At 49.7% G+C, this 25945-nt stretch carries 27 protein-coding genes; 11 read left to right on the top strand and 16 right to left on the bottom strand.

All coding sequences use genetic code 11. The features are described from left to right. Positions 1 to 105: 105 nt before the first annotated feature. Together groES and groL are read left to right on the top strand one after the other, a co-directional pair. Positions 106 to 420 (top strand): co-chaperone GroES, encoded by a 315-nt coding sequence (gene groES / locus EXW96_RS21820; protein ID WP_174351400.1) that lies wholly within the window; start codon positions 106 to 108, stop codon positions 418 to 420. Next, positions 413 to 2029, top strand: a complete 1617-nt coding sequence (groL, locus tag EXW96_RS21815) for a chaperonin GroEL (RefSeq protein WP_174351399.1) — start codon at positions 413 to 415, stop codon at positions 2027 to 2029. The genes groES and groL overlap by 8 nt, the downstream gene beginning before the upstream one ends. A gap of 62 nt (positions 2030 to 2091) precedes the next feature. On the opposite strand, the gene EXW96_RS21810 is transcribed toward groL, so the two are convergent. From EXW96_RS21810 to EXW96_RS21785, 6 genes are all read right to left on the bottom strand, one after another. Next, positions 2092 to 3090, bottom strand: coding sequence for an ABC transporter substrate-binding protein (locus EXW96_RS21810; RefSeq protein WP_235594214.1), 999 nt, complete (start codon positions 3088 to 3090; stop codon positions 2092 to 2094). Positions 3091 to 3117: 27 nt separating this feature from the next. Next, positions 3118 to 4143 carry a FecCD family ABC transporter permease gene (locus EXW96_RS21805; RefSeq protein ID WP_373864984.1) on the bottom strand — a complete coding sequence of 342 codons (1026 nt, stop codon included), beginning with the start codon at positions 4141 to 4143 and terminating at the stop codon, positions 3118 to 3120. 8 nt (positions 4144 to 4151) lie between these two features. Continuing rightward, positions 4152 to 5201, bottom strand: a complete 1050-nt coding sequence (locus tag EXW96_RS21800; protein ID WP_054817304.1) for a FecCD family ABC transporter permease — start codon at positions 5199 to 5201, stop codon at positions 4152 to 4154. Positions 5202 to 5269: 68 nt separating this feature from the next. After that, positions 5270 to 6055, bottom strand: a complete 786-nt coding sequence (locus EXW96_RS21795) for an ABC transporter ATP-binding protein (RefSeq protein WP_054817303.1) — start codon at positions 6053 to 6055, stop codon at positions 5270 to 5272. Positions 6056 to 6101: 46 nt separating this feature from the next. After that, a complete protein-coding gene (locus tag EXW96_RS21790) occupies positions 6102 to 7058 on the bottom strand; it encodes an ABC transporter substrate-binding protein (protein ID WP_074727417.1) in 957 nt (318 codons plus the stop codon). A gap of 42 nt (positions 7059 to 7100) precedes the next feature. Continuing rightward, positions 7101 to 8096, bottom strand: a complete 996-nt coding sequence (locus tag EXW96_RS21785) for a ferredoxin family protein (RefSeq protein WP_174351398.1) — start codon at positions 8094 to 8096, stop codon at positions 7101 to 7103. Positions 8097 to 8368: 272 nt separating this feature from the next. Between EXW96_RS21785 and EXW96_RS21780 the strand changes: the two genes are divergently transcribed. Beyond that, a complete protein-coding gene (locus tag EXW96_RS21780; RefSeq protein ID WP_174351397.1) occupies positions 8369 to 9094 on the top strand; it encodes a DUF554 domain-containing protein in 726 nt (241 codons plus the stop codon). A gap of 147 nt (positions 9095 to 9241) precedes the next feature. Here EXW96_RS21780 and EXW96_RS21775 read toward each other — a convergent pair whose 3' ends face one another. From EXW96_RS21775 to EXW96_RS21755, 5 genes are all read right to left on the bottom strand, one after another. Continuing rightward, on the bottom strand, positions 9242 to 10243 hold the full coding sequence (locus EXW96_RS21775; protein WP_062410577.1) for a globin-coupled sensor protein: 1002 nt from the start codon (positions 10241 to 10243) through the stop codon (positions 9242 to 9244). A 59-nt stretch (positions 10244 to 10302) separates the two neighbouring features. After that, on the bottom strand, positions 10303 to 10896 hold the full coding sequence (mobA, locus tag EXW96_RS21770; protein ID WP_171005967.1) for a molybdenum cofactor guanylyltransferase: 594 nt from the start codon (positions 10894 to 10896) through the stop codon (positions 10303 to 10305). A gap of 20 nt (positions 10897 to 10916) precedes the next feature. Next, the gene (locus tag EXW96_RS21765; RefSeq protein WP_137670734.1) at positions 10917 to 11462 is read right to left on the bottom strand and encodes a hemerythrin domain-containing protein; all 546 of its coding nucleotides are present in this window, start codon (positions 11460 to 11462) and stop codon (positions 10917 to 10919) included. A 151-nt stretch (positions 11463 to 11613) separates the two neighbouring features. Then, positions 11614 to 12267, bottom strand: coding sequence for a response regulator (locus tag EXW96_RS21760; protein ID WP_137670733.1), 654 nt, complete (start codon positions 12265 to 12267; stop codon positions 11614 to 11616). Between the two features lie 31 nt (positions 12268 to 12298). Beyond that, positions 12299 to 12742, bottom strand: coding sequence for a GAF domain-containing protein (locus EXW96_RS21755; RefSeq protein ID WP_054817297.1), 444 nt, complete (start codon positions 12740 to 12742; stop codon positions 12299 to 12301). A gap of 238 nt (positions 12743 to 12980) precedes the next feature. Between EXW96_RS21755 and EXW96_RS21750 the strand changes: the two genes are divergently transcribed. The 3 genes from EXW96_RS21750 to EXW96_RS21740 all read left to right on the top strand — a co-directional run bounded on the left by EXW96_RS21750 (position 12981) and on the right by EXW96_RS21740 (position 15659). Beyond that, positions 12981 to 13721, top strand: a complete 741-nt coding sequence (locus EXW96_RS21750; RefSeq protein ID WP_083351225.1) for a Crp/Fnr family transcriptional regulator — start codon at positions 12981 to 12983, stop codon at positions 13719 to 13721. 146 nt (positions 13722 to 13867) lie between these two features. Continuing rightward, positions 13868 to 14413, top strand: a complete 546-nt coding sequence (locus EXW96_RS21745; protein ID WP_074727423.1) for a DoxX family protein — start codon at positions 13868 to 13870, stop codon at positions 14411 to 14413. A gap of 115 nt (positions 14414 to 14528) precedes the next feature. Next, positions 14529 to 15659 carry a PAS domain-containing sensor histidine kinase gene (locus EXW96_RS21740; protein WP_062410574.1) on the top strand — a complete coding sequence of 377 codons (1131 nt, stop codon included), beginning with the start codon at positions 14529 to 14531 and terminating at the stop codon, positions 15657 to 15659. 119 nt (positions 15660 to 15778) lie between these two features. Here EXW96_RS21740 and EXW96_RS21735 read toward each other — a convergent pair whose 3' ends face one another. The 3 genes from EXW96_RS21735 to EXW96_RS21725 all read right to left on the bottom strand — a co-directional run bounded on the left by EXW96_RS21735 (position 15779) and on the right by EXW96_RS21725 (position 18196). Beyond that, entirely contained in the window at positions 15779 to 17191 is a 1413-nt protein-coding gene (locus EXW96_RS21735; RefSeq protein WP_171005966.1) for a sigma-54 interaction domain-containing protein, read from the bottom strand. Between the two features lie 136 nt (positions 17192 to 17327). Then, positions 17328 to 17714, bottom strand: coding sequence for a VOC family protein (locus EXW96_RS21730; RefSeq protein ID WP_137670731.1), 387 nt, complete (start codon positions 17712 to 17714; stop codon positions 17328 to 17330). A gap of 38 nt (positions 17715 to 17752) precedes the next feature. Next, the gene (locus EXW96_RS21725) at positions 17753 to 18196 is read right to left on the bottom strand and encodes a DMT family transporter (RefSeq protein WP_174351396.1); all 444 of its coding nucleotides are present in this window, start codon (positions 18194 to 18196) and stop codon (positions 17753 to 17755) included. Between the two features lie 371 nt (positions 18197 to 18567). Between EXW96_RS21725 and EXW96_RS21720 the strand changes: the two genes are divergently transcribed. Genes EXW96_RS21720 through EXW96_RS21710 form a run of 3 tightly spaced genes read left to right on the top strand, consistent with a single transcriptional unit; the run spans position 18568 to position 20678 of the window. Next, on the top strand, positions 18568 to 19752 hold the full coding sequence (locus EXW96_RS21720) for an acyl-CoA dehydrogenase family protein (protein ID WP_174351395.1): 1185 nt from the start codon (positions 18568 to 18570) through the stop codon (positions 19750 to 19752). A 19-nt stretch (positions 19753 to 19771) separates the two neighbouring features. After that, positions 19772 to 20224, top strand: coding sequence for a pyridoxamine 5'-phosphate oxidase family protein (locus EXW96_RS21715; RefSeq protein ID WP_174351394.1), 453 nt, complete (start codon positions 19772 to 19774; stop codon positions 20222 to 20224). 22 nt (positions 20225 to 20246) lie between these two features. Continuing rightward, positions 20247 to 20678: a VOC family protein gene (locus tag EXW96_RS21710; RefSeq protein WP_174351393.1), complete on the top strand. Its 432-nt coding sequence runs from the start codon at positions 20247 to 20249 to the stop codon at positions 20676 to 20678. 73 nt (positions 20679 to 20751) lie between these two features. Here EXW96_RS21710 and ggt read toward each other — a convergent pair whose 3' ends face one another. Then, positions 20752 to 22299, bottom strand: a complete 1548-nt coding sequence (gene ggt / locus EXW96_RS21705; RefSeq protein WP_174351483.1) for a gamma-glutamyltransferase — start codon at positions 22297 to 22299, stop codon at positions 20752 to 20754. A gap of 274 nt (positions 22300 to 22573) precedes the next feature. Continuing rightward, positions 22574 to 23065 (bottom strand): hypothetical protein, encoded by a 492-nt coding sequence (locus EXW96_RS21700; protein WP_137670726.1) that lies wholly within the window; start codon positions 23063 to 23065, stop codon positions 22574 to 22576. A 357-nt stretch (positions 23066 to 23422) separates the two neighbouring features. On the opposite strand from EXW96_RS21700, the gene EXW96_RS21695 reads away from it, so the two are divergent. Next, on the top strand, positions 23423 to 23932 hold the full coding sequence (locus tag EXW96_RS21695) for an RNA polymerase sigma factor (protein ID WP_074727432.1): 510 nt from the start codon (positions 23423 to 23425) through the stop codon (positions 23930 to 23932). Next, complete coding sequence (locus tag EXW96_RS21690) at positions 23925 to 25910, top strand: TolB family protein (RefSeq protein WP_174351392.1); 1986 nt, start codon at positions 23925 to 23927, stop codon at positions 25908 to 25910. The genes EXW96_RS21695 and EXW96_RS21690 overlap by 8 nt, the downstream gene beginning before the upstream one ends. Positions 25911 to 25945 lie beyond the last annotated feature (35 nt).

The raw sequence follows: 25945 nt of genomic DNA, 5'->3' as shown, positions 1-25945 counted from the left end.
GGAAAACCGCCTTTGATCGACGATACAAATGATGTATATTAATTATCAGCATTAGCACTCCTACTGTACGAGTGCTAATACATTCAGTTGGGAGGTTGGTACTCGATGTTGAAACCGTTAGGTGACCGAGTGGTGATCGAACCACAGAAGCAGGAAGAAGTGACAGCCAGCGGCATCGTACTTCCCGAAAAGGCGAAGGAAAAACCGGTGCAAGGCAAAATTGTTGCGGTGGGTCGAGGACGAATAGAAAAGGGTAACGTCATACCCTTGGATGTGCATGAAGGTGACCTCGTTCTTTACAGCAAATATGCGGGCACCGAGATAAAAGTTGAGCAAAAAAACTATTTAGTCCTTAGAGAGTCGGATATTTTGGCGATTTTGGAACCTTCAGGTCAAAAGGAGCTGGTAACCCATGGCTAAACAAATCCTGTTCAACGAAGATTCTCGCCGCGCTATGCTTCGCGGTGTGGACACGCTGGCTAATGCCGTGAAAGTGACTCTTGGTCCTAAGGGACGCAATGTGGTTTTGCAAAAGTCATTCGGCTCTCCACTGATTACCAATGATGGAGTAACCATTGCAAAAGAAATCGAACTGGAAGATCCGTTTGAAAATATGGGCGCCAAATTGGTGAAGGAAGTGGCAACCAAGACCAATGACGTAGCCGGCGACGGTACTACCACCGCTACTGTACTCGCCCAAGCAATGATTCGTGAAGGTCTTAAGAATGTGACCTCCGGCGCAAACCCGATGCTCATCCGAAAAGGGATAGAGAAAGCCGTTCGCGTTGCGGTTGATGAGATTAAGAAAATCGCAAAACCGGTGGATCACAAAAATGAAATCGCACAGGTGGCTGCCATCTCCGCCGCGGATGAAGAAATCGGACAACTGATCGCGGAAGCGATGGAGAAAGTCGGCAAAGACGGGGTCATCACCGTTGAAGAATCAAAAGGCTTTACGACCGAACTGGAAACGGTTGACGGGATGCAGTTCGATCGCGGCTATATCTCCCCTTACATGATTACAAATACGGATAAAATGGAAGCGGTATTGGATGAGCCCTATATCTTGATTACGGACAAAAAGGTATCCAATGTCAAAGATTTGCTGCCCGCGCTTGAAAAAGTGGTTCAGCAGGGCAAGCCTCTCCTGATCATTGCCGAAGATGTGGAAGGGGAAGCGTTGGCCACGCTTGTCATTAATAAATTGCGCGGCAAGTTTACTTGCGTAGCGGTGAAGGCACCTGGTTTTGGCGACCGCCGGAAGGCGATGCTGCAGGATATTGCAGTGCTAACGGGTGGACAAGTCATTACAGAAGAACTTGGTCTTGACCTGAAGAATGCGGGGCTCGAACATTTCGGACGCGCTCGTCAAGTGCAAGTAACCAAAGAGAACACGACGATTGTCGACGGTTATGGACAAAAGCAGGATATCGATTCGCGCGTACAACAAATTAAAAAACAAATCGAAGAAACGACCTCCGAATTCGACCGCGAGAAGCTGCAGGAGCGGCTGGCCAAATTGGCCGGCGGTGTTGCTGTGATTAAAGTAGGCGCGGCGACGGAAACCGAAATGAAGGAGAAAAAATTACGTATCGAAGACGCATTGAACTCCACACGTGCCGCAGTCGAGGAAGGAATCGTCGCAGGCGGGGGCGTCGCACTGATCAATGTGATTTCGGCTGTGGAAAACATAAAAACCGACGGCGGCGACGAAGCGACGGGCATCAACATCGTGCGTCATGCGCTGGAGGCCCCGATTCGAACGATCGCTTCCAATGCCGGGATCGACGGTTCCGTCGTGGTGGAAAGGATTCAACGGGAGCCTGCGGGCATAGGTTATAACGCGGCCAACGGCGAGTGGGTACATATGATTGAGAAGGGAATTGTGGACCCTGCTAAAGTAACCCGCTCCGCCTTGCAAAATGCAGCTTCCGTTGCCGCCATGTTCCTGACAACGGAATGTGTCGTTAGCGATAAACCGGAACAGAAAAAGAAAGGCATTGGTGGCACGCCTGATATGGATATGTAACGAACGAAACCCGTCCGGTGAGGACGGGTTTTTCATCAAGACTTGAATATCCGGGGGACCGGTTATTTTTGATTTTGCTTCACGATGAGATCGACCAGAATGTCTAATTGCTTCTCCAAATTAAGCCCGTCGATCATCCAGAATTTTTTATAATCCAAATAGTAAACATGGTTATTTTTCACGGCGGGCAGGCCTTGCCAAATGGCCCCATTCGCTACTTCCTTCGCCCGTTCGGCCCCTCCGTCCGGTTCGTATACCGTAATAAACATATGGTCGGCGGCAAATTCGGGCAGCACCTCCAAGGAAATGTCCTTCCCTTTGCCATCCGGGAAAATTTCCTTGGCTATTTTGTCTTGCGGTTTGTATTGTAACATCTCGAACAGATTGTAGCCCGCATCGCGCGTTTTAGGCCATACCCAAAGATTTTTCGCCCAAATGGAATAGCTTCCCACCGTTTCGTCCGGACCGATGATGCCGTTTAATTTTGCCTTCGCTTCCTCAGCCTTTTGCTTATACCGGGCAATGAAGGCTTCCGCTTCCTTTTCTTTACCGAGCATCACGCCGAAGGTCTTCAATTCTTCCAGCGGATCTCCGCCCTCCAGGCCAACGGAAGGAATCGCTACGGTAGGAGCAATTTTCTTCAGCTGCTCGACCGTTTCAGACGGAAGATACGTCGGTACAATAATTAAATCCGGATTCAGCTCCAGTACCTTTTCCACGGAGACGTCCCCGACATCGGCTACACCTTCAAGCTCCTTTTCCAAAAGAACGGAATTGTTCAACGCGATCGAACCGGCGCCGACCGGTTTGACCCCGAGCGCGAGCAGATCTCCCAAGAACGTGATCGCAACGATGCGCTGCGGATGAACCGGAATTTCAACGTCCCCATTCGCCGCTTTAAATATCTTCGTGCTTTTGTCGGTCACAGGGGAAGAATCGCCGGTCTGCTCCGCTGGAGCATTCGACGCCCCGGATCCCGCTTGGCCTCCGCAGGCAGCAAGAGCAATGACTAGCCAGATCATCAAGGTTACATACAACAATCTATTTTTTATTAAAAACACAGATTTCCCTCCAACATTCAAACTGATTCAAGATTTCGCATGCGCCAGCAGATAAAGAAAATATGGCGCTCCGATCACAGCAACGACGAGACCGGCAGGAACCTCTGACGGCTGCACAATCCAACGGCCCAAGGTATCCGCCACGATAAGGAGCAAAGCCCCGGCCAAAGCCGATGCCGGCAAAAGCATTTGATGCTTCGGCCCGACAAGCCTTCGCGCCAAATGCGGAGCGATCAGCCCGATGAAACCGATGCCGCCGCTTACCGCTACACACGATCCGGCCAAACCTACCGCTGCACCCAGCAGCATAAGCCTTTCCTTCCCAATCGGCGTGCCAAGCCCAACGGCTGTCTGATCCCCAAGATTCAGCACGTTCAACACACGGGCTTTGAAAAATACAAACGGAAGAAGCACCACAATCCATGGCAAAAGCGCGAGCACAAACTTCCAGCTCGAGCCCCATATACTGCCTGCGAGCCAGGTGGCCACAAACTGATACTGATCCGGATCAAACCGCAGCGTCAGTACGATCATTGCCGCTTTGATGCCTGTGGCCACTGCAATCCCGGTAAGCAGCAGCCTTGTCGGCACAAATCCCTTATGCCGTTTGTAAGCGAGTATGCAGATCAATGCGGCGGTTAGCCCCGCACCAACCAATGCCGTTACCGGAAGCCAAAGTACCGGGGCGGCTGCCGATGTCGGAAATAAAAAAATAAACAGCATGACTGTTAAACCGGCGCCTGCGTTAATGCCAAGAATGCCGGGATCAGCCAGCGCATTGCGGGTGATGCCCTGCAGAATACAGCCGGACACGGCTAAGCCGGCACCAACAAGAACGGAAATGACAATGCGCGGCAAGCGGAATTCAAACAGAATCAATTCCTGCTTCCCGGTCCCCCATCCAAACAACGTCTTTATCACATCAAGCGGCGACAAACGTATATATCCGGTGTTCATGCTGATGATGAAAGCAGCGATAATCAGTATGCCGAGAACGGCCATGACGGTAAACCCGCCTTTTTTTCTTCTGTTTTCCAAGACGGATTCCGGCATTGCTCCCATTACAGCCCCCTCCTTTCTTTACGCGCCAGATAGAGAAAGAAAGGAACCCCCAGCAAAGCGATGAGCGCCCCTAACGGCGTCTCGAACGGAGGGTTAACCATTCTCGCCGCCAGATCGGCAAAAACCATCAGAAGACTTCCGAGAACAGCCGAGCAGGGAATGATCCAACGGTAATCGACGCCAACCAGAAACCGGGTTACATGGGGAATCATCAAACCGACGAAACCGATCGTACCGGCGACCGAAACCGCCGCACCGGCGAGTATAAGGACGATGACCAGTCCCGCAAGCTTGATTACTTCCGTGCGCTGGCCAAGTCCCGCCGCAATCTCTTCGCCCAGGCTTAACAGCGTGATGGAACGAGACAGCAGCATGGCGGCGATCAATGCGCCAAGAATCCACGGAAAAATGATTTGCAATTGAATCCATCGGGTGCCTTCCAACCCCCCCGCATACCAGATAGCCAGATTCTGGGCAACATTAAAATGGATCGCGATCCCTTCGCTAAGCGCCGACAACAAGGCGGTGACCGCCGCGCCGGCAAGGACAAGGCGAACCGGTGTAAGCCCGCCTGTCGCGGAAGAGCCGATGCCATACACGAGCCCTGCCCCGAGTCCGGCACCCAGAAACGAACACAGCATCAGATAAATAAAAGGAAGGCCGGGGAATAAGGCATAGCACAACGCCATGACGAAGCCGGCTCCGGCATTCAGTCCCAGCAAACCGGAATCGGCCAGCGGATTGCGGGTCATGCCCTGCATCAAAGCTCCGGCGACGGCAAAGCTGGCCCCGACTACGGCACCTCCAAGCACCCGCGGCAATCGCAGTTCCTGGATGATTTGATGAGCCGTAAGATCCGGATTAAACCGGAATACAGCTTCCCATACGGTCATCAATCCGATATCCGCCGCACCGAATGAAATGGATGCCGCGATGCCGAGAACAAGAGCGGCAAGACCTCCGATCAAAACGATGGCGGCGGCGGGACGCGAACGAAGCTTTGGTGTTGAAGAATCCGCAATAGGCTCTGTTGCTTCTGTTATTGACACGTTAAAACATCCTCACTATAAATTCATAACTTCAATACGAATACGGGCGACGCACGGCAGGTCCCTTCCTAAGCCAGCGCAAAGGGCAGGCATAGAGGAACCCCGCTTCTCGGATCAGATATAATATCCGCTTCGATCCCAAAAACCTCTTTGAGCACTTCTCTGGTCATGACCTTGTCCGGACTTCCTTCACTGACCACTTTCCCCTGTTTAATGGCCACCACATGGTGGGCATATCGGGAGGCATGATTCAAATCATGGACTACCATAATAATCGTTCGCTGTTCTTCCTGATTGAGCTTCATTAACAGCTGATGTACTTCCAACTGATGGGCCATATCCAGAAATGTCGTAGGCTCATCGAGAAAAAGAATTTGAGTTCCTTGGGCCAGAGCCATGGCAATCCACGCCCGCTGCCGCTGACCGCCGGAAAGCTGATCTACCGGGCGATCATAAAATTCCGTCATCCCTGTTACCTGAATCGCCCACTGAATGATTTCTTTGTCTTCCTTCGTCAGCGTGCCAAAGCCTTTTTGATGCGGAAACCGGCCGTAAGAGACAAGCTCGCTGACCGTCAATCCATCAGGAGCGGCTGGATTTTGCGGAAGAATGGCCACCTGTTTGGCGACTTCTTTGGTCGACTGCCTGTAGATCGATTTGCCGTCGAGATATACCTGTCCCCCTTCAGGCTTCATAATTCTTGCCATCGCCTTCAGAATGGTTGACTTTCCCGAACCGTTGGCACCTACGAGCGCGGTGATTTTCCCTTCTGGAAAGTGCAAGTTTAAATCCTCAACAATCATCCGATCCGCATAAGCAATATTCAAATGTTCCGAGTATAAGGTTTGCTTCATGGTCTGCCCCTCTTCTTTTTCATAGGCATCTTCATGGAGGCCTCTGTTATTTGCGCGCCAAAAACTGAAGCGTCTCATCAATCAGCTTGCTATAAGCGATGGGCCCCCAGCCCTGCAGCCAAAGATCATAATCGACAGAGTGCACCTGGTTTTTCTTCACGGCAGTCATGTTTTGCCACAGGGAGCTTCCCTTTAATTCATTCAGCTTTTCTTCACTTTGTACGAGCAGCAGGATATGATCCGGATTAATCTCCGGCAGCTTTTCCATCGAAATCGCCTGGAATGTTTTGGATTCGTCCGTCACAAATTCCTTCGGAGGCTGAAGCCCCAAATCCTGGTACAAAATTTTATAATTTTTGATTCCGTAATAACGAAGCTCTTTATCGGTGACCCGCAGAAACATGACCGTTTCATTACCAATGGACTCTTGAAGCGTCTTCCTGGCTTCGGAGGCTTTTTTATCGAAAGCTTCCAGCACGGACCGGGCCTCTTTGGTTTTACCCGTGATTTCGCCTACCTCTAGAAAGGTACTGCGCCAATCCTTTGCATTCGTGTCCAAAATGATGGTAGGAGCGATTTTCGATAACCCGTCATAGGCTTTCTCCTGAAAGGGCTGCCCTATGATTAAATCCGGACCGGCGGCCAGAATCGCTTCCAGATTCGGGTTCGCATCATTGCCGATTACTTTCGTTTCCTTTAAATCATCTGCAAGAAACGCAGGCCACTTCTGGTCGAACATCACGCCGGAACCGGGCTTGACTCCCAGCGCCAACAAATGATCCATGATAAACGGCTGAAGGGCGCCAATGTTCTTGGGATCGGCAGGTACTTTCGTTTCCCCCATCTTGTGCTTTATCGTTCTTTCTTCCTGTGCCGCCTTCACTTGATCCGGAGCCGCCACTCCCTGATTCTCCGCTGCCTGGTCTTGCTTGACCCCGCAGGCAGCGATAAAACCCAACAAAATAACAATTAAACATTTGAAAACTACAGAGCTGTTCTTCATTTTATGAAATTCCTGCCTTATGTCATGATGTTTTAAACCGGATTAAAGCTTGGTCAGCCGGGAGACTTGATATTGCTGAACATCTTTCATTGCGCTTCCGCAACCGCCCATTTTGATCGTACCTGCGGAAACAACGGTTCCTTCATATGCTCCTGAAACCGTTCCATCCGCGGAAGAATAATCTATTCTCACCACCGCGGAATGTCCTTCTTCCCTCAACACCGTGCCTTTCTTGTTGTAGTCAAGCCAACTCCATCCTTCACGAAGGAAGATTTCACGCTCGACCATTTGTTCATATTTTCCGACACCTCCCCATCCCCGGTATTTTCGGGAGATATTGGAAAACGGCCCTTGACGAAGAACGAGCGTGTCAAGATCTTCCGGCTCCACTTGGGCCCAATAGCGTCCTTCGGGCAAATCGGCAATCGTAGGAGCAAAGCGGTGACCGCCAAAATGACTGGCACGCCAGACTCTGAGCTTTCCGGACGATTTCACCGCATAATGATCTTCAAGCATTTTATACATGGGGTAACCGAACCTGCCGCAGCACACATCATGACTTCCATGGGTACAGACAAACAAGTCCCTGACATTTTCCGAATGAAACCTGTAAGATTCATAACGATCCATAAGCTCGGAGCCGTTCAGCAGCGCTTCGGCTAAAGCGTTTAACTCTGCTTCGGGAGCTACATACTCCTTCTTTTCGTACCGGGCAAAAGGGGGAAGCGGCTTCTGAAAATACATGACTCTTCTGTACCCTGCGGGCGAGGGATGAGCATCGGATACAAAAGATAAAAATCGGAATTTTGGCGCGTTCTCGGCCGCCCTTTTGAGGACTTCCATAAAGCCCTTCGGGAAATGCCTCGATGCCGTGACATCGTAGTCCCAGGGAACCGGAACTTCCACGAACAAATAACGCTCATGCCCGGCCGCCGAACCAATAGGATCCTCCCGGACCATTTTGGAGACCGCAGCACACAAGTCCTGTTCATGGCAGTCACTTAAACACCTGTCTTCAATTATTGAATTGGTTTCCACCCTTAGCCTCCTGCTTCATTGGTTTTCATCCTGACTAACCCAAAGATATTGATAATCATTATCATTTTTTATTATGAATATATGGTAATGATAATCAATTTCATTGTCAAGGCTTCACTCACTCGAACGGTGTTAAGAAATTTTTCCAATTCAATCATTGATGAGCTTAATAGAAATGGTTATTATGGTATATGGTTTATAGGATTAATCAATAGACAGCGGACCGATATTTTGTCACATACCTGGCCCGAACAGAGAGGAAATTAGCATTTATGGCTTTATGGGGAAGCATCATCAATGCGCTTGCCATTATGGTAGGCGGTTTATTGGGCAGTCTAGTTCTGCCCCGTATTCCGGAAGGAATTCGTAATACCGTCATGCAGGGACTGGGGATTGCAATTGCCGTTCTTGGCATCACGATGGCGCTTAAATCGGAGAATTTCTTAATAGTCATTATCAGTATCGCAGTCGGGGGGATTCTCGGAGAAGTCATGAGAATTGAATATCGGCTGAACCAGCTCGGTCACTGGGTAGAGTCACAATTCCGCCGGGAGGAGAAGACCGGTCCGACGAATAGAGGCGGCATCGCGGAAGGCTTCGTTACGGCGACGCTCATTTACTGCATAGGCGCCATGGCCATTCTAGGCTCGATCGACAGCGGACTGAGGCACAACCATGATATTTTATACACCAAATCGATGTTGGACGGCATTTCTGCCGTCATTCTCTCCTCCACTTTAGGCATCGGCGTCACGCTTTCAGCAGTCCCGGTGTTCTTATATCAAGGGACCATTGCGCTTACGTCAACGTTATTTACCCTATTTATCAGCGAGGCTGACTTGAGTGCCGTCATCACTGAAGTTACGGCTGTTGGAGGGGTATTGATTATTGGCATCGGGCTCAACATCCTCCACATCAAAAACATCAATGTCGCCAATCTGCTTCCGTCTATTGTCATTGCGGCAGTGATCGTTCTGGCGGAGCTATCGCTGCGTTAGCAGGGTCGGCTTCCGCCGTTTCTTATAAAACGATCCGTTGGTCGCGTCAAAACCTCATATCATCTCCCCCGGCAGCAATACGGGATCCCAAGCGATGTCCGTTTCTTTTCATGGATAAGGGATATCCCGTACCATGCCATTCACAGCTTATTGCCTCAATTGCTCCAGCTCTGCGATCACCTTCTCAATCATTTGAACAAACGCGGACAGCTCTTCGGAGCTTGCTGCTTGCGTTTGTGCTTGTATGCTCGTCTGCTCGGACTCCTTCTTCACTTCTTTCAGCAATCTTGAAATCATATCCAGCTTGGAGTGAATTTGTACAAGAGCGTCTTTGGATCTGGCGGCGAGCTTGCGGACTTCCTTGGCCACCACTTCAAAACCGAGGCCATGCTCGCCCGCCCGTGCTGCTTCAATGGCCGCGTTAAGCCCAAGCAGATGGGTTTGCTCCGATATCTCTTCCATGAATGATCCCATATGATGAATGTGTTGAATTTCCCGGGTCAGCTCATTTACCGTACCAAGCGACTTTTCCTGGGATTCCGCCGTATGGATGGCGGTTTCCGCTACGGATTGCGTACTGCTGCTAAGCTCAACCATCATCGCAGCCAGCTCCTGCACAGCCGCGTTAATGCCGGCCAAGAGATGGCCGCGTTCATCCGCAAGTCTTTGCACTTTCTGCTTCTCTTCGGCTTCATAGGCTTCAAGCACAAGCTGCGAATCCAAATTAAACATTTTGGTTATCGCATGAAGAACCGGCAGCCACTCGTTTGGAAGCACTTGCCGGAGATGGGAGGCCGCCAAATCCAGATAAAGCATATACGTTCCCAAATACCATTGCGTCGTTAAGCCGATTTTGGAGTGCATGCTCCCGATCAATAGTCTTTTTTCGATAAAAGCCTCATCGATTTTCCCGTCGGTCAGTGAAAGAAAGTACCATCTCTGCGTTTTTTTCAATCGCTCGATCGTGCTGTGCGCTTCAATAATGGTCCTGAGCTCGGGACGGAGCATAATGCGGTTATAAAGCTCTTCCACCAGAGCGTCAGCGATCGCCGTCAATTCCGCCTTTTTACTTTCTAAAAGGAATAAGTCATCCGCCGTTATGCCCAAGTAGTCGATTTGCTTTTTGCGTTTTTCCGATAAATCCATCATCCATCCCCCCAGCGGTGAAATATTAGCAATATGCGGGCTTGCATGTAGCCTCCGTAACCTTACTCACTTTGGAGCGCCTGCCGATAATCTTCAAGGGTATCTATGCTCACAGTAAACCGGAGGTCAATCCCCTTTTCCCTAAAAGCCGCTTCCGGTATCCCCAGCCAATGAAGGGACTTCAACAGCTCCGAAAGACGGTAGTCCCCTTTCTCCAATAAAGCGGCTATGGGGCCGGCACAGGCTTTATCATAAACGGCGTGCAGCGGAAATGGACTGCCGTTCACCTCAGGAAGAACCGCGTTCCAACCGCTTTTCTTGGATTCCAATAGCAATTCAGCCGCTTTCGCCGAAAGAAACGGCATTTCGCAGGCCGCCACCCAAATTTGATCGTACTTGGCCAAACTGAATCCGGCATGCATGCCCGCAAGGGGACCTTTGCCGCCAAAAAAGTCGGTAATGATGCGGACCTCCTTGTCCAGCAATCGAAGTAACGGAGCCGGTTCCCTCGTGACGACGATGACTTCCCGGCAAATCTGCCTCATGACCCTGATCTGCCGCTCAATAAGCGTCTCCCCTCCAAAAGGAAGCAGCGCCTTCGGATCGCCGTTCATCCGCGTATTAGGCCCACCGGCTAAAATAAGGCCTGTCAGCATGGCGATTTCCTCCTTGCCAGTCATTTTCGTTTGCTATGACCATCAGCATCCGAATCATTCAGCATTTGTTCCACCAGGGGAATTATGACTTCCTCCTCGAGTCTGAAATGCTTCTTAAGAAGGCCGCAGCCTTGCATAAAACAGCCGACCGCTTCCGCCACCGCAGCTGCGTGCGGCCGAAGTCCGAATTCGTCCAGTCTTTGAAGGAACGTTTCAAGGCTGGCGGTGCCCAACTGGTGGTCTTTTTCCATTGCCCAGATCGAATCCTTGATCTTCGGCGCATGCTTATTAAAAAAATAATCGTCGAGCAAAGGCTGCAGTTCTTTCTCTTCCCAGGTCGCATGGCGTTCCAGTTCATTCATGTACGCGATCAGCGGCTGCTTGATGCGCCGCATTTCATGCGCCACCGTCAATACATCCGGCATCCGGTCGGCCCGTTCCACCGCCGCTTCGAGCTCTGCTATGGTTTGTTTCATTTTCAAGTGCTCGTCCCTCATCCGTTCCAACATGACAACCAAATCCGATGGACGTGCAGCATTCAAGAACCGATCTTTTCCCCGTTCCATCAATCAGACCTCCTACATGTGGTGGATTCAGCATATCGCGTACCCCGGATTTAAGCTGTGATTTTTGTCACAGTTTAGACAAAAAAACTGCAGCGGCTCTTCACGCGTGCCGCTGCAGTCCCCTGTTCCTTATTCATTGGATTTCCCGTCTTTATTCGAAGTTCAAAAGCCCCTTCTTCAGCGCAAATTTCACAAGCTCCGGGCGCGTCTTTAGCTTTAGCTTTTCCATCACATTGCTTTTGTGCGTTTCCACCGTCTTGACGCTGATAATCAATTGATCGGCTATTTCTTTATTGGAATACCCTTTGGCGACCAGCGCCAATACTTCCTTCTCCCGTTCGGATAGCGTGTCGAAAGGGCCTGTGTTCTCGCCTTGCTTCAGCCGTTCCAGATACTCGCCCATTAAACGTTTGGTCGCGCTCGGATACAAGTATGCGTTTCCTTCCGCTACGGATTGAATGGCCGCAAGAAGTTCTTCGTGCGGCGCGCTTTTCAAAATATAGCCCGACGCCCCGGCTTGAATCGCCCTGAACAAATATTCCTCGTCATCGTGCATGGTCAATATCAGCACCGTCGTATCCGGCTGCTTCTGCTTCAGCTCGGCGGCAGCCGTCAGGCCGTCCTTACCGTGCGGCATGCTTAGATCCATCAGCACGACATCGGGGTTCAGCTCTCCGGCAAGGCGAATCGCCTCGTCGCCGTCCGCCGCTTCCCCTACGACTTCCATGTCATGCTTGCCGTGGAGCAGCAGATTCAACCCCGATCGTACAACGGCATGGTCGTCGACTACCATGATTTTTATCATACGATCACCCTCCTCTTTATCATACCCGGTCTCAAAACCGCTCATCCTCCATCAGCTTGCCGATCCGCTGCGCCGCCAGCGTCACCGCGGCTATATCCTCCTCGCTAAACAGACGGCCCGTACGGGAACCCACCAATATCACACCCCGGCTCTCCCTCTGTACGACAACGGGAGCCGTGACGGAGGTTCGCAATCTTTCCGCAAGCGTAAGGGGACATTCGCGATACAGGTGGACCATAGCCTCATCGGTTTCGTTCCATGCTATCGTCCGTCCGATCCGAATCGTCAGACCGCCCACACCCCGCCCCGAGCGAAACGTCATCGTTTCGCTCCGCTCTGTCTCATTACCGGAAAACAATGTCCAGCGAAACAGACGGCCATCGCCAACGCCTAAGGCCAGTGCGGCAAAGTCTCCTGATACCAAGGATCGGATCATACACAACTCGTTTAGAATCCGGTTGTGCTCCGTGTCCACCCTTCTCGCCTCCCTCCATGCTGCTCCGTGCACTTCTCCAACCGAAATCCATATCCCGATGCTTTTCATTGTAACCGCTGCAGCTTCGTTTGTAAGTCAGGGAATACCCTGATTTCCCGGTCGGGGAATATGCCGCAATTCAGGATTTCCCCCCTGAATATCAGAGGATTCCCCGATAACGCCGGGTCATTGGAGTTGGTAAGATAAATACAAAGAATGCAAAAAGGAGGAGGCGCGGATGATTCATCATTATCCGGTTAATCATACATCGGACGCCGTTCGGTTTCAAACCCGGGGGCTGCAGCAGTATTTTACGGAAGAGAATGTTGAACGGCTTACCGGTATCATGTATTCGAAAAAGGTGAAGAAGGGCTCCCGCCTTTTCCGGGAAGGCGATAAAGCCGAATACTTGTATTACATCAAACAAGGCCGCGTCAAAATCACCAAATCGGCCGATAACGGCGGTACGTTCACCTTGTATCTGCACCACGACGGAGACTTGATCGGCTATGGAGACGGCATGGCGAGCTCGGCTTACCTCCTCAGCGCAGAAGCGCTTGAGAATTGCGACCTTGGCCTGATTCAGCAAAAGGATCTTGAGGTTCTGCTTTGGCAGCATGGCGATCTTGCGGTAGAATTCATGCGCTGGCAGGCGACGATGCACCTGCTGACACAAACCAAATTCCGCGATTTGATGATGTTCGGTAAGCCCGGGGCGCTCTGCTCCCTTCTCATTCGCCTGAACAATTCCTACGGGGAGCCCTTCGGTGAGTACAGCCGCATCTCGGTTAAGCTGAACAATACGGAAATGGCCGAAATGATCGGCGCCACCCGGGAAAGCGTCAACCGGATGCTGAACGATATGAGAAAGGAAAACATCCTCGACATGGTTAACGGTTATTTCATTATCAAGGATTTGACTTATTTGCGCGATATCTGCCACTGTGAAAATTGTCCGAAGCATATTTGCCGTATTTAAGGCCAAACGTATGGATCAGGTTCCTTGGAGCAACAGACTCAAAGACTTTTTCTTATCCTGTGATGCGAATCATATCGCAGCTTTACCGCTTGATGTACAGTGAAGTCGTGAAAGGAAAGTCCACTGCTGTTGAGGAGATGGTTGCCATGATGAATGTTTTAAGAGAGCATGTTTATGCCGCCGGCCTGCTTCTTGTCCTTCGCATCTATCTTGGCTGGATGTGGCTGACATCGGGTTGGCACAAGCTAACGGGTGAGTTTGACTCGACAGGCTTTTTGAACAACGCAATAAACAAACCGGTTCTCGATCGAGCGACAAACGAATTAATCTATCCTAACTATACTGCATTTTTGAACCATTTCGCACTGCCTAACGCGAAACTGATCAACTTCATCATCCCTTTGGGAGAAACGCTGGTCGGTCTCGGTCTGATTCTTGGCGCCTTAACGACGGCCGCCGCCGGCTTTGGATTATTGATGAACTTCATGTTTCTTTTCGCCGGAACGGTAAGCACAAACCCGTGGATGATTCTGCTCGGCGGAATCGTGTTGGTCGCGGGCGCCAATGCCGGCAAATTCGGCGCCGACTATTACTTGCTGCCGCTGCTGCGCAAATGGTTTCACCTGAATTATAGGAACGGCGGGCATAACCCGATAGCCAAAAGCCGCATGAAGGTGCCGGCCCATAAATAATCCATTCGGAAAACAAATCAAGACCGGGCAGCAGCAAGCTTAGCCGGTCTTGATTTGTTTCACTTTTTGCGCCGCGAGCATTGTACCGGTTCTTCCTTCTTTGCTAAGATAAGAAATGAACCCGGCAGGAAGGAGGATTGTATTGAAGCCTAAAACAAGCAAGACTCACCCTGAGGTCATTGGCCAGAATGTCGCTGAATTACAAAAACAGCTGGATACCCATATCGCCGATCCATCCTTTCGCGATCTTCTGAAGCAATCGTTAAACCAGCTGGCGAATGTCAAATTTGCACTGGACGAATCCTCTATTGTTGCCGTCACCGACCATCGCGGAATCATTCAATATGTGAATCACAATTTTTGCCGAATTTCCAAATATGACCGCGATGAACTGATCGGTCAGGACCATCGGATTATCAATTCCGGCTTTCACAGCAAAGAGTTCATGAAAGAGCTGTGGAGAACGATCTCCTCCGGACTGGTGTGGCGGGGAGACATCAAGAACAAAGCCAAAGACGGCACCTACTATTGGGTAAACACCACCATCGTGCCGTTTCAAGACGACAATGGGCGTCCTTACCAGTATCTAGCCATTCGCAACGAGGTGACCCGGCTCAAAAAGGTAGAAGAAGAATTGAAGCATATGATGGGGCATGTCATGCAGGTTCAGGAAGACGAGCGGCGCAAATTTTCACGGGAGCTGCATGACGGGATCGGACAGAGCCTCTTTTCCCTGCTCATTGAAATTGACCGTTTAATCGGGGAAACCGGAGTGCAGCAGCTGGGCGACCTGCGAAACAGAGTGGCAGGAATTATCGAGGATGTGCGCGGATTAGCGTGGGAATTGCGCCCGTCCGTCCTGGACGACCTTGGCGTCGTTCCGGCCATCCGTTCCTACATCGACAGCTATTCCAACCACTACGGCATCAAGGTTCATTTTGACTGCAATCTTCGCAGACGCTTGGAGGCCAAAAAAGAGACGACCATTTACCGTGTCATTCAAGAGGCTTTAACCAATCTTGCAAAATACGCGGATGTGGCCGAGGCACGCGTAAGATTTCATGAGTTCGATGATTATATTGAAGTCAGTGTTGAGGATCAAGGCAAGGGCTTTATCCGTGGAACCGGCGCCAAAGGCGTAGGGCTTTTCAGCATGGAAGAGAGAGCCCGGTCCGTGCATGGCCAGTTTTCCGTCCAATCCAAGCCCGGAGAAGGAACCAAGGTCACTTTAATCGTTCCCAAATAATCGTGTATGGATAATCAAAACAGTCTGCACCTTGCGAACTGCCCTCCAAGGGTTAGCGATGTCTAACAATGGAGTGCCGTTTCACCTAATGGCAGACTGTTTTGTTGTTATTTATCGTTTTAGTTAGACCATTCCCGTCCCAAGAAGGACTCAGGATCGATATCCTGCTGTTGGATTTTCCTAATCAGGGTCGAATGGTCCAGCTCCAACAATTGCGCGGTCTGACGAATCGACTTGCTTTTTTTCAACGCTTGGATAATGAGATTCTTTTCAAACTCCATCCGGGCCTGGCGCAGGGGGACAATCGTATCCCTGTTCTGCTGCAATACGGGGGCCGTTCCCAAAAATTCAGGCAAATCGTCTGCCGTAATTTCTTTGCTTTTGGACAGTACGATCATGCGCTCAATGATATTTTTTAACTGCCTCACATTGCCGGGCCAATGATATCCCATCAAGCGGTTCAATACGACGGGACCTATTTCTGCATCCCGATCATAGATTTGGTTGAATTCATTTAAAAAGTGTGCGGCTAATATAGGAATATCTTCTTTACGTTCCCTGAGCGGAGGTATGGTAAACGGAATGACATTAATGCGATAATATAAATCCTCTCGAAACGTTCCTTCCGCCACCATCTTTTCCAAGGATCGATTGGTAGCGGCAATCACCCGCACATCAACAGGAACAGGCTTTCCGGAACCGATGCGCCGGACTTCTTTTTCCTGCAGCACCCTGAGCAGTTTAGACTGCATGGCAAAAGGAAGCTCCCCGATTTCGTCAAGAAAAATCGTCCCTTTATGAGCCATTTCGAATAATCCTGCCTTCCCGGTCGGCTGTGCGCCTGTAAATGCCCCTTTTTCATACCCGAAAAGCTCGGATTCAATGAGATTTTCAGGGATAGCCGAACAGTTGACGGTCATATAGGGTTGGTTTACCCGCTGGCTCATTTGGTGAATCCATTTGGCCAACACTTCCTTCCCTACTCCAGATTCTCCTAAAATAAGCACCGTAGACGATGTGGCTGCGACATGCTTGGCCGATTCAAACAACCGGATCATATGCGGGCTGCGAATAACAGGGCCATTGTCGATCTGTTGAAGCTTTAATAATTCCGTTTCATAGTGTTTAATTAATGCGCTTTTCCGTTCGATTTCCTGCTGGAGCTCGGCAAGGTTCGTAATATCCCTGACACTGCATACGATTCTCCATAATTCCCCTTCATCATTTAAAACCGGAACCCCGGTGACGAGTAAGCGCTTTCCATTCATTTTGTTTATGATCGTGACGGTTTGCAAGGTTTCCATAACACCGGGAATGGCGGATTGCGACAGCACTCCTGCTTCAACCAAATCCTGGGCGCGTTGACCGATCACATCATCTATGCGAATCCCGGTTAATTTCTCATAGGCTTTATTCACCAGTACGGTTCTGCCATCACCATCAGCAACCCAAATTCCATCGAACAATGCGTTTATAATGGTATGCCATTCACTCTCTCTTGCAGAAGGCAGGCTTGACGCATCCATCTCCATGCTCGTCAACCTCCAATGTCGGGGATTTCATCCATAATTTATGAAATACATCCTTCATTATAATGGAAAGAAAGAATAAAAGTCATCCCCTTAACGTTACCGGGAAATGCGGCGCGGCCCATTTTGTTATCAAGCCTTAACCGGATAAGATCGCGTTGAGGTTGCCGTCCGGGTCTTTGAAAAACATTTTGTTCCTCCCTTCCAAGTCGCTTAATTCCAATAACGTGATATCCTCCCGTATCAACAGCCATTTCATCCGCTCATACCGTTGAGGGTCGACTTCAAACACAAGATGAGGATCACTCAAGGAGATGGCAAGTTGATTTTGCTTTTCTTTTTTGATCGCTCCCGGAATAATATCCAGGATCATTCCACCGATATCATATCTTGTGAATTCTGAACCGGAGGAAACCTCCTTCAAACCCAAAGTCTCTCCATAAAATTTGACGGACTCCCGGAGGTTAGAGCTCGAGACCACAAAGCGAATACCCAGAATAGGATCCATTGGATTCGGAAAACTCATCTAACCGTCCCCCTCTCGTGTCAATAATGAATATACATTTACATACTGCTTCTGAAAATTAAAAATAAGGAGCCGCTCATTAACAATAAGGCCAGAAGCCTCTGCCAATCAAAAGCGATTCGCGGAACACCGAAAAAACCGAAATGATCGATGATCATGCTGATGACGATTTGTCCGCTAATCATGGCCAGAAGCATCGATGCCGCTCCGATCCGGGGTACGCTGATGATCGTCGTGAAAATGACCGCCGCTCCCATAAGTCCTCCAACCAGCTGCCATTTCGGAACCGTCACTGCCTGAAGGAGGTTTCCCCTGCCAAAAAATAAAACAATGATCGCCAAAATTAACGTACCCACTGCAAAATTGACAAAAGCGCCTTCCAACGTGCCTATTTTTTTACCTAAAGCACTGTTGATGGAAGCCTGGGCTCCCCATATCGCTCCTCCAACTATCGTCAACAGGAAAAACCAAAATTGCGTCATCCGTTCAGCCTCCATTTACTCTCTGCGGCTTCATTTCCATCCCCTATTAGCATTTAAAGAGCAATTTTCATGCCAGCTTTACTTTTTTGACCTTCTTTCCTGAATCAATGGAGTATTCCCATCCTTCACTTCCATTCGCTGGTGCGGCCTCCTTCTCCATCGGTGCAATTCACCACCATTCGGTGCAAAAAAACACCAAAAACTGATTGAAACATGCAGCCTCTTGCTTCCGAGGGATCAAACTTTTTCATCATATGCGGGGAAATACGCACGAAAGGCTTGAGGTTGACGATTATTTTATGATTGGAGCAAAGTTTGGCATGGAAAATGCTGTGTATATCATTGACACGTAAAATTCGAGGAGGATGCTCATGCAATTAACACATAGCAAGGAAGCCCGCCATATTCTCGGTGTGGTAAAGCAATTGGCGAAAGAAAACTTCGCCGCCCGTGCAAGCCAATACGATCTTGAAAGCCGTTTTCCTTATGAAAACTATCAGGATTTACGGGAGCACGGGATTCTCTCCCTCATGGTCCCCGAGCGGTATGGGGGGCTTGGAGCCAATTCCCGGTTAATGGGGGAAGTTCTTAAAGAACTGGCGAAAGCGTGCGGTTCCACCGCAAATACTTTTAATATGCATTGTACGGTCATCAATATTTTGAAGGAAATGGCAAATGAGGAGCAAAAGCAGCGATTGTTCAGGGAAGTGGTTGAGCATGGGAAATTGTTCGCATCTGTTACCAGTGAACCTACAAGCAGTTTAAGGGGGAATTTCAAGCCAAGCACCATCGCCCGCAAGGTGGACGGCGGTTACGTCGTTTCCGGTGTAAAGCATTTCGCCTCGTTAAGCTCAGCGGCGGATTATTTCAATACGCTGTGTCAAATCGAAGGCACCACCTCGGTGGAAGACGGCCTTATCATGCTGACAATTCCCAGCGGCACTCCGGGGATAACGGTTGAAGATACCTGGAATGCCATGGGGATGCGGGGAACGGCCAGCCATACCATTCATTTTAAAGAGTGTTTTGTAGAAGAAGCGAATGCGATCGGAGAACCCGGGGATGCCGTTCGTAAAAATGTGAGTGACGGTTATGCCTTTGGCTTCGCTGCCGTCGGCATAGGTCTGGCGGAGGCCGCTTTGGATTTTACCGTCAGTTATGCCCAAAACACCACATTTAAACCGGAAATTCATCCGATCAGCCATTATCCTACGATTCAGCATCGTGTCGCTGAAATGGCTCTGGAAATTGAAGCTGCGAAGCAGCTGCTTTATCAAGCTGCGGACGCACGTGATTACGGTACCGCGGAAGACCGGATTCTGCCTGTAACGATCGCCAAATATGTCGGAACAGAGGTTTCCGTCAAAGTAACCGATTTAGCTATTCGTGTATGCGGAGGCAGAGCTTACATGAAAAAATTTCCCCTGGAAAGAATCCACCGCGATGCCCGTGCCGGAATGGTCATGCCGCCGAATAATGACAAATGCTTGGAAATTATCGGAAAGGCGAGCCTGGGCCTTGATGTGAACGCGGGCTGGTTGGAAAAAAAATCATAATTAAGAAAGGAGTTAACTTATGAAAACCGATACCACGCTTTTGCCTCAAGCGGTCGTCGATCAGCTTCAAGGAGAAAAATTGGCGTTCGCGGTCACCACCAATGCGGACAACGAAATCTATTCGACGGCGATCTCCTGGTTGGCGGCCGTCAATCCCCATCTGATTCGCTTTGCGGTTTCGCCCAAGTCACCCTTGATCCGCAACGTGAATGAACGTCCAAGGATGCAAATTTTATTTTCCATTCCGGAGCATACGTTAGCCGTTACGGGAACTGCCCGTGTTCTGCCCGATCCCATTCCCGATATGCCGTTTCCCATGCTTTGTGTGGAATTGGCCATTGACAGAGCGGACGACATTATGTTCTACGGGGGTAAGGTTACCTCCGAGCCCAAGTATATCAAAACGTATGCTGCCGATTTGTCCCAAAAATTGGACACGGCTGTTTATACGGCCTTACGTAAACCGGTCTAAAACCAAAAAGGAGCGATGCATAATGAAATTATCCCGAATTGATCATGTAGCTTTGTCCGTGAAGGATGCCATGAAATCAAAGGATTTTTACAGCCGGATTTTGGGCTTGCCGGAAATTCCAAGGCCCAATTTCAGCTTCCCCGGAATATGGTATAAATTAGGCGATATTATGATTCATATCATTCAACAGCCAGATCAGCCCGAGCATGTTGATCGGGCGAAATTGTCCGCACAGGACGCCCATGTTGCTTTTTTTGTTGACAATGAAGAAGAACTCCAAAAGGTTATCCAAAAAGTCGAATCCGAAAATATTCCCTGGTATGAGCTGGAAAACGCCCCCAGCGGATTGCGTCAGGTCTTCTTTAAAGACCCTGACGGACATATGATCGAAATTGTCACCCCCAATCCTGCAAGCCCTTACTACGAATCGGTCTATTTGAAATATTATGTGTGATGCTCATCGATAAAGCGAAGCACAAAAAACGTCTGACGATCATGCGGTCGTCAGACGTTTTTTGGGAACAGGCCTACCACGCGGCCACTTCTCCATCCGTCCTCGGATCGGTAGCTCCGGATAAAACGCCGGTTTCAGGATCACGCCAAATGATTTGTCCCCGGCCAAAGCCATCCTCTTTTAATACGACATTCACCTGATGCCCCTTGCGTATTAATGCTCTGGCTATCTCGCTGGAGAAGCCCGCTTCAACCTCCACCGTTTTATCCCTGGTCCATAACCAACGCGGTGCATCCAGGGAAGCCTGGGGATTTAAATGGAAGTCAATCGTATTCATAATGACCTGAACATGACCCTGAGGCTGCATGAATCCGCCCATCACACCGAATGGGCCGACCGGTTGACCGTCCTTTGTCAGAAACCCCGGAATAATCGTATGGTAGGTTTTCTTGCCCGGTTTTAACGCATTGGCATGATCCGGGTTCAGGGAAAAGGTATGGCCGCGGTTTTGCAGCGCTATGCCTGTACCCGGAACGACGATACCTGATCCAAATCCCATATAATTGCTTTGAATAAAGGATACCATATTCCCTTCCCCATCCGCAGCGGCCAGATAAACGGTTCCTCCCCTCGGCGGATGTCCGGGTTCGGGCGCAAGAGCCTTTTGACCAATCAGGGCGCGGCGTTCCGCCGCGTACTGCTCACTTAACAGTTCTTCTGCCGTGACCTTCATGTCTGAAGGCTGGGTAATATACTTCCTTCCATCGGCAAAAGCGAGCTTCATGGCCTCGATTTGCCTGTGATAGGTTTGCACGCTCTCTTTCTCCGGGAAATCGAATCCCTTCAGGATATTCAAGGCATGGAGCGCAACCAGGCCTTGCCCGTTAGGCGGGATCTCCCACACATCATACCCCCGGTAATTGACCTTAATGGGGTCCACCCATTCCGGGGCATATTCCGCTAAATCTTCCTTCCGCAAAAATCCGCCATGCTCTTGAAAGAAGGCATCGATCCGTTCGGCAAGCTCCCCGCGGTAAAAGGCTTCTCCATTCGTTTCGGCAATCAGCCGCAGGGTCGCCGCATGTCCGGTCGACCGCCAGATCTCCCCCGCCTTCGGAGCTCTTCCTCCTGGTGCAAAGGTATCGAACCAGGGCCGGAACTCTTCCCCTTTAAAGCTTTCTTTATAGTCCTCATAATAAAGCTGCCAAAACTTTGCCAGCGTCGGGGAAACAGGGTAACCGCTTTCGGCATAGTCGATAGCCGGGGCCAGCACCTGCGTCAAAGGCAGCTTTCCGTACTTCCTCGACAGTTCGGCCCAAGCGCCGACAGCCCCGGGGACCGTAACGGGAATCATGCCGCGCTTAGGCATCTCATGATCATAACCAGCCGCTTTGACGGCTTCCATCGTCAGCTTTTTGGGGGCTGGACCCGAGGCGTTGAGGCCATGCAGCCTTCCATTAACCCAGACAAGCGCAAAAGCGTCCGAGCCGATTCCGTTCGATGTCGGCTCGACTACCGTTAAGCAGGCTGCCGTCGCAATGGCTGCATCAATGGCATTCCCGCCTGCTTTCAAGATTTGCAAACCGGCCTGCGCTGCCAGCGGCTGAGAGGCGGCCACCATCCCTTTTCGTCCATAGACCACATTTCGCCGGGAAGGATACGGATAATAGTGAGCGTCGTAGGTTACTGTCAAGGGCTTTCCCCCATTCTAATAAAGTTAAGGAAGCTTATATTTTATGATATAATTGGCGAGGAGAACATTCCACCTAATGAGGTTTCCATGTATATGTAATTATACATATTCTCCGCTATCCTTTCATCTGTGTCTTTTTATTGCGGCCAGGTCCTTGCATCTAAGGTCATTCGTATAACCAAATCCGGAAACGGTTGTCTCTTTAGCGCCATATATAGCTTTTAAAGAAGTAATCCCTATTCCGCCAAAGTACGAGCAGCACCAGAAGTGAGCCTGCAAGCATCAAAAAGAAGCCTGCATACAACCCCGTTGGCGAAAAGAGAACGTCGGTCATCCGCAACGCTTTATCGTCCATCAGCCGGCCCCTGGCTTCTCTTTGTTCAATGAACAGTTGTTTAATGAGATCATTATTCCTCAGTGCGATTTGCAGTGCGGTAAACTCCTCCAATTTGGATACGGCGATACTTGCGAGGGCTAACCAAAACCCGATCGCTTTAGGCCTCAGTATGAGCCAAATCACAAGCGCATCCAGAAGAAGCAGCGTTCCCAGAAAAATGAAAAACAAATGCGGTTTCCCTTCGCTGTGAAAAAGGATATAATCGCTCTTCGATGGATAGGTTACTGCCATAAACAACGATTTGAGGAAAGCACTGGCGAACACGCCAAACAGAAAATAAATGGATTTTGTCTTCATAAACATCCTCTCAACCGCTTCCGCATAGGATATGCTCCGGTTTATTTGTTCCATTTTTCATACGGTGAATTATAAAATGAATAACATCAACGGCATGGTATGATGATGGGCCGCATGATGAATCATAAGCGGGATTAGCCGCGCGATAACGCCTTAACGCGTTACGATCTATCATGATTGTATCGTCGGATGATCCAAGGGATCAAGAAAAATTTGCATATTCCTTGCCGCGGCACTCCATCCTCTTACTTTTGCAGCGAAAACCTGTTGTTTTGTATTCCGATTAATATTTATTTTGAACCAACGTGTTCCTTTTTTCGTTTGGCTTCGTTATTTAGTGTGAGAGGTGGGGCCCCGATGAAAGAACCTTTTATCGAGATATACGATCGTTTTTTTAGTGATATTTACCGGTATGTTTACATGAAATTAGGCAACAAATGGGATACCGACGACATCGTAAGCGATATTTTCCGCAAGGCGTTTGAACGCTATGCTTCACTTCAGGAGCAGTCGAGTGCGAAAGCATGGCTTATTACGATCGCCCGCAATACCATCATCGATTTTTACCGCAAGAAGAAGGATACGTTCATCGGCGAGGGAATGGATAGGCTGATTCAGCCGTTCTCCTTTGAAGAACAGGTAGAGCTTAAAGAGGATATGGAATGCCTGCAAAAAGCATTGTCCTCTCTCTCCGAAGAAGACCAGGAACTCATTCAGCTAAGATATTTTGCAGAATTAAAGTACAAAGAGATGACGGAGATTGCAGGTAAGTCGGAGGAAACCATCAAGACGCGTGTCTATCGTTTAATCAAAAAGCTGGGCGTGCTTGTTAAGCAATGTTTGGAAGGAGAGAAAATCGGTGGATGATCATCAAGTCGAGCAAGCTTTAAAGGAATTAAAAAAACGGATACCTGTCAATATGGAACTCAAACAACGGCTTGGAAAAGCGTTCAAACGGCGGCAAAGACAGCGAACTTTGCAAAAATGGGGTCTTGCCGCGGCGCTCCTGTTGTTGGCAGGGACATTTATGCTTCAGGGCCCGGGAGGGCTGCAAACGGTTCAGGCTCAGGAGCTGCATGTGCAAAACCAGATATCCTTTATCGATATAGGCTCCGGAAGCCCGTTAGGAGTTTCCGAGTACAAAGGAACGGTATACCTCCCGGTTGCCGGAAAGGGCTTGTTCGCCTATGACCAAAGCGGATTTCACCAGCTGCTTCAGCAGGAAGTCAACGAGGCCAAAATCAATCAGGACGGAAGCAAGCTGATTCTGCAAACCGGCGGCACGCTGGGCGTTTATGATGTTGCGCAAAAGAAGTATACAGAGCTCCTTAAAGGCGATGGTTCTGCGGTATTCTATGAACAGCCTTCCTGGAAGGATCATCAAACCATCCTGTATGTCAAAAAAGTGCTGGAACAACAAGAGCATGGATTTACAGTGAAAGAATCCGGCATCTACGAAATGACTCTGGACAGCCTGGCGCCGACAAAGCTTGGCGATGGAGCATCTCCCTCCTATGTTAACGGAGAGAAAGCCATCGTATTTGAAAAAACGGCAGACACCCGGTCTGAAGTGGTCTTCAAAGATTTAGCCAGCGGCCAAGAGACCGTGATTGATGAAGGGCGGAATCCCGCCGTTTCTCCCAATGGAAAATATATCGCCTATATTACATCCGAGAACAACCGACGTGAGCTGCAATCCCATGTGTATGCGGAGGATACGGTAGACCAAATCCGGATTTCCGATATTGACGGCAAAACCAAGCGAGTGGTAACTTCCAATACGCCAAACCGCCAAACCCATGAACAGGACCTGCCTAAAGGACTTACGCCGGGCGATACGCCGCAAGTGCTCAAGGTTACAGGCTTGTACAGCTATTATCATCCCGTTTGGAGCAGCGATTCCCAAAGCTTGTTTGCTTTGAAAAGCAAGAACTCGGAAGGCTCGACCATGAGTGTGATGCGCATTGATTTCTCGAAAAAGGCGCTGCAGGAAGAAGAAACGGTCCGTGCTTTTAATCAGGCGAAGATTCTGCGCGACCTTGATTTTGCCCGGAGTCTCTTGAAAGATCATCAGGACTTCCTCATCGTTTCCAATCCGCACCAAGTGAGCTATACCATTACAGGTTCGGGAACGGAGAATAACAGGCCTTATGTGGATGTGGAAGAACATTGGGCCTATACCGCTAATCCGTATTATTCCTTCAGCCACGTCCGATACTATCTTACGCCAAAAGAACAAGGTTATCTTATTGATGAAACGAAGGACCTGCCGGGAGGGGGATCGATACTTCAGCAGCCGGACGGATTCATCGTGATGGAAAAGGATGACGGCTCGAAGCAAAGGCTCTTTTCAGCCGATACCCTTCCAAACGAGCTTCGGCCCGAAGGAAATTTTCGTATTTCGTCGTTAGCCTACCTTTCGAAGCAGAATCAGGTTATTTTCTCTCTCCAGGTTTTACAGGATCCGGGCATCGGTCAGGCGTCCTCCGTGAAGGTCGTTACTTATGACATAGCCAACGGAACGTTCAAGCTATTGGAGCATGTCACCGCCATGAACGGCATGAAGAATGTTGGCGTAGAAGGAATCATCGTATCGCCGGACGGCCGGTACGCAGCGCTGGATCTTTTCTCGGACGATGATAAGCAGTTCCAATCCCATGTTCTTCTATTGGACATCGAACAAGGTACCTCATCCATGCTCGAAGATGCGCTCTCCGCCACAAAAGTGGAAGGAACGCACACTTACTTCTGGGATCGGAACCAGCTGCATTTCATCCTCACCAGCCATGGGCAGCAGATGCATTATCAATGGAACGCGGCGGCTCAAGTCGTCGAGCTTCCTTAATCCTCATCGCCTCTCCGCGAGATAAGCAAGGAGCA

The organism is Paenibacillus sp. JMULE4 (genome assembly GCF_013337105.1).
Lineage (GTDB): Bacteria > Bacillota > Bacilli > Paenibacillales > NBRC-103111 > Paenibacillus_G > Paenibacillus_G naphthalenovorans.
The sequence above is the reverse complement of the archived record's forward strand: the minus strand, read 5'-3'. Positions and strand labels throughout refer to the sequence as shown.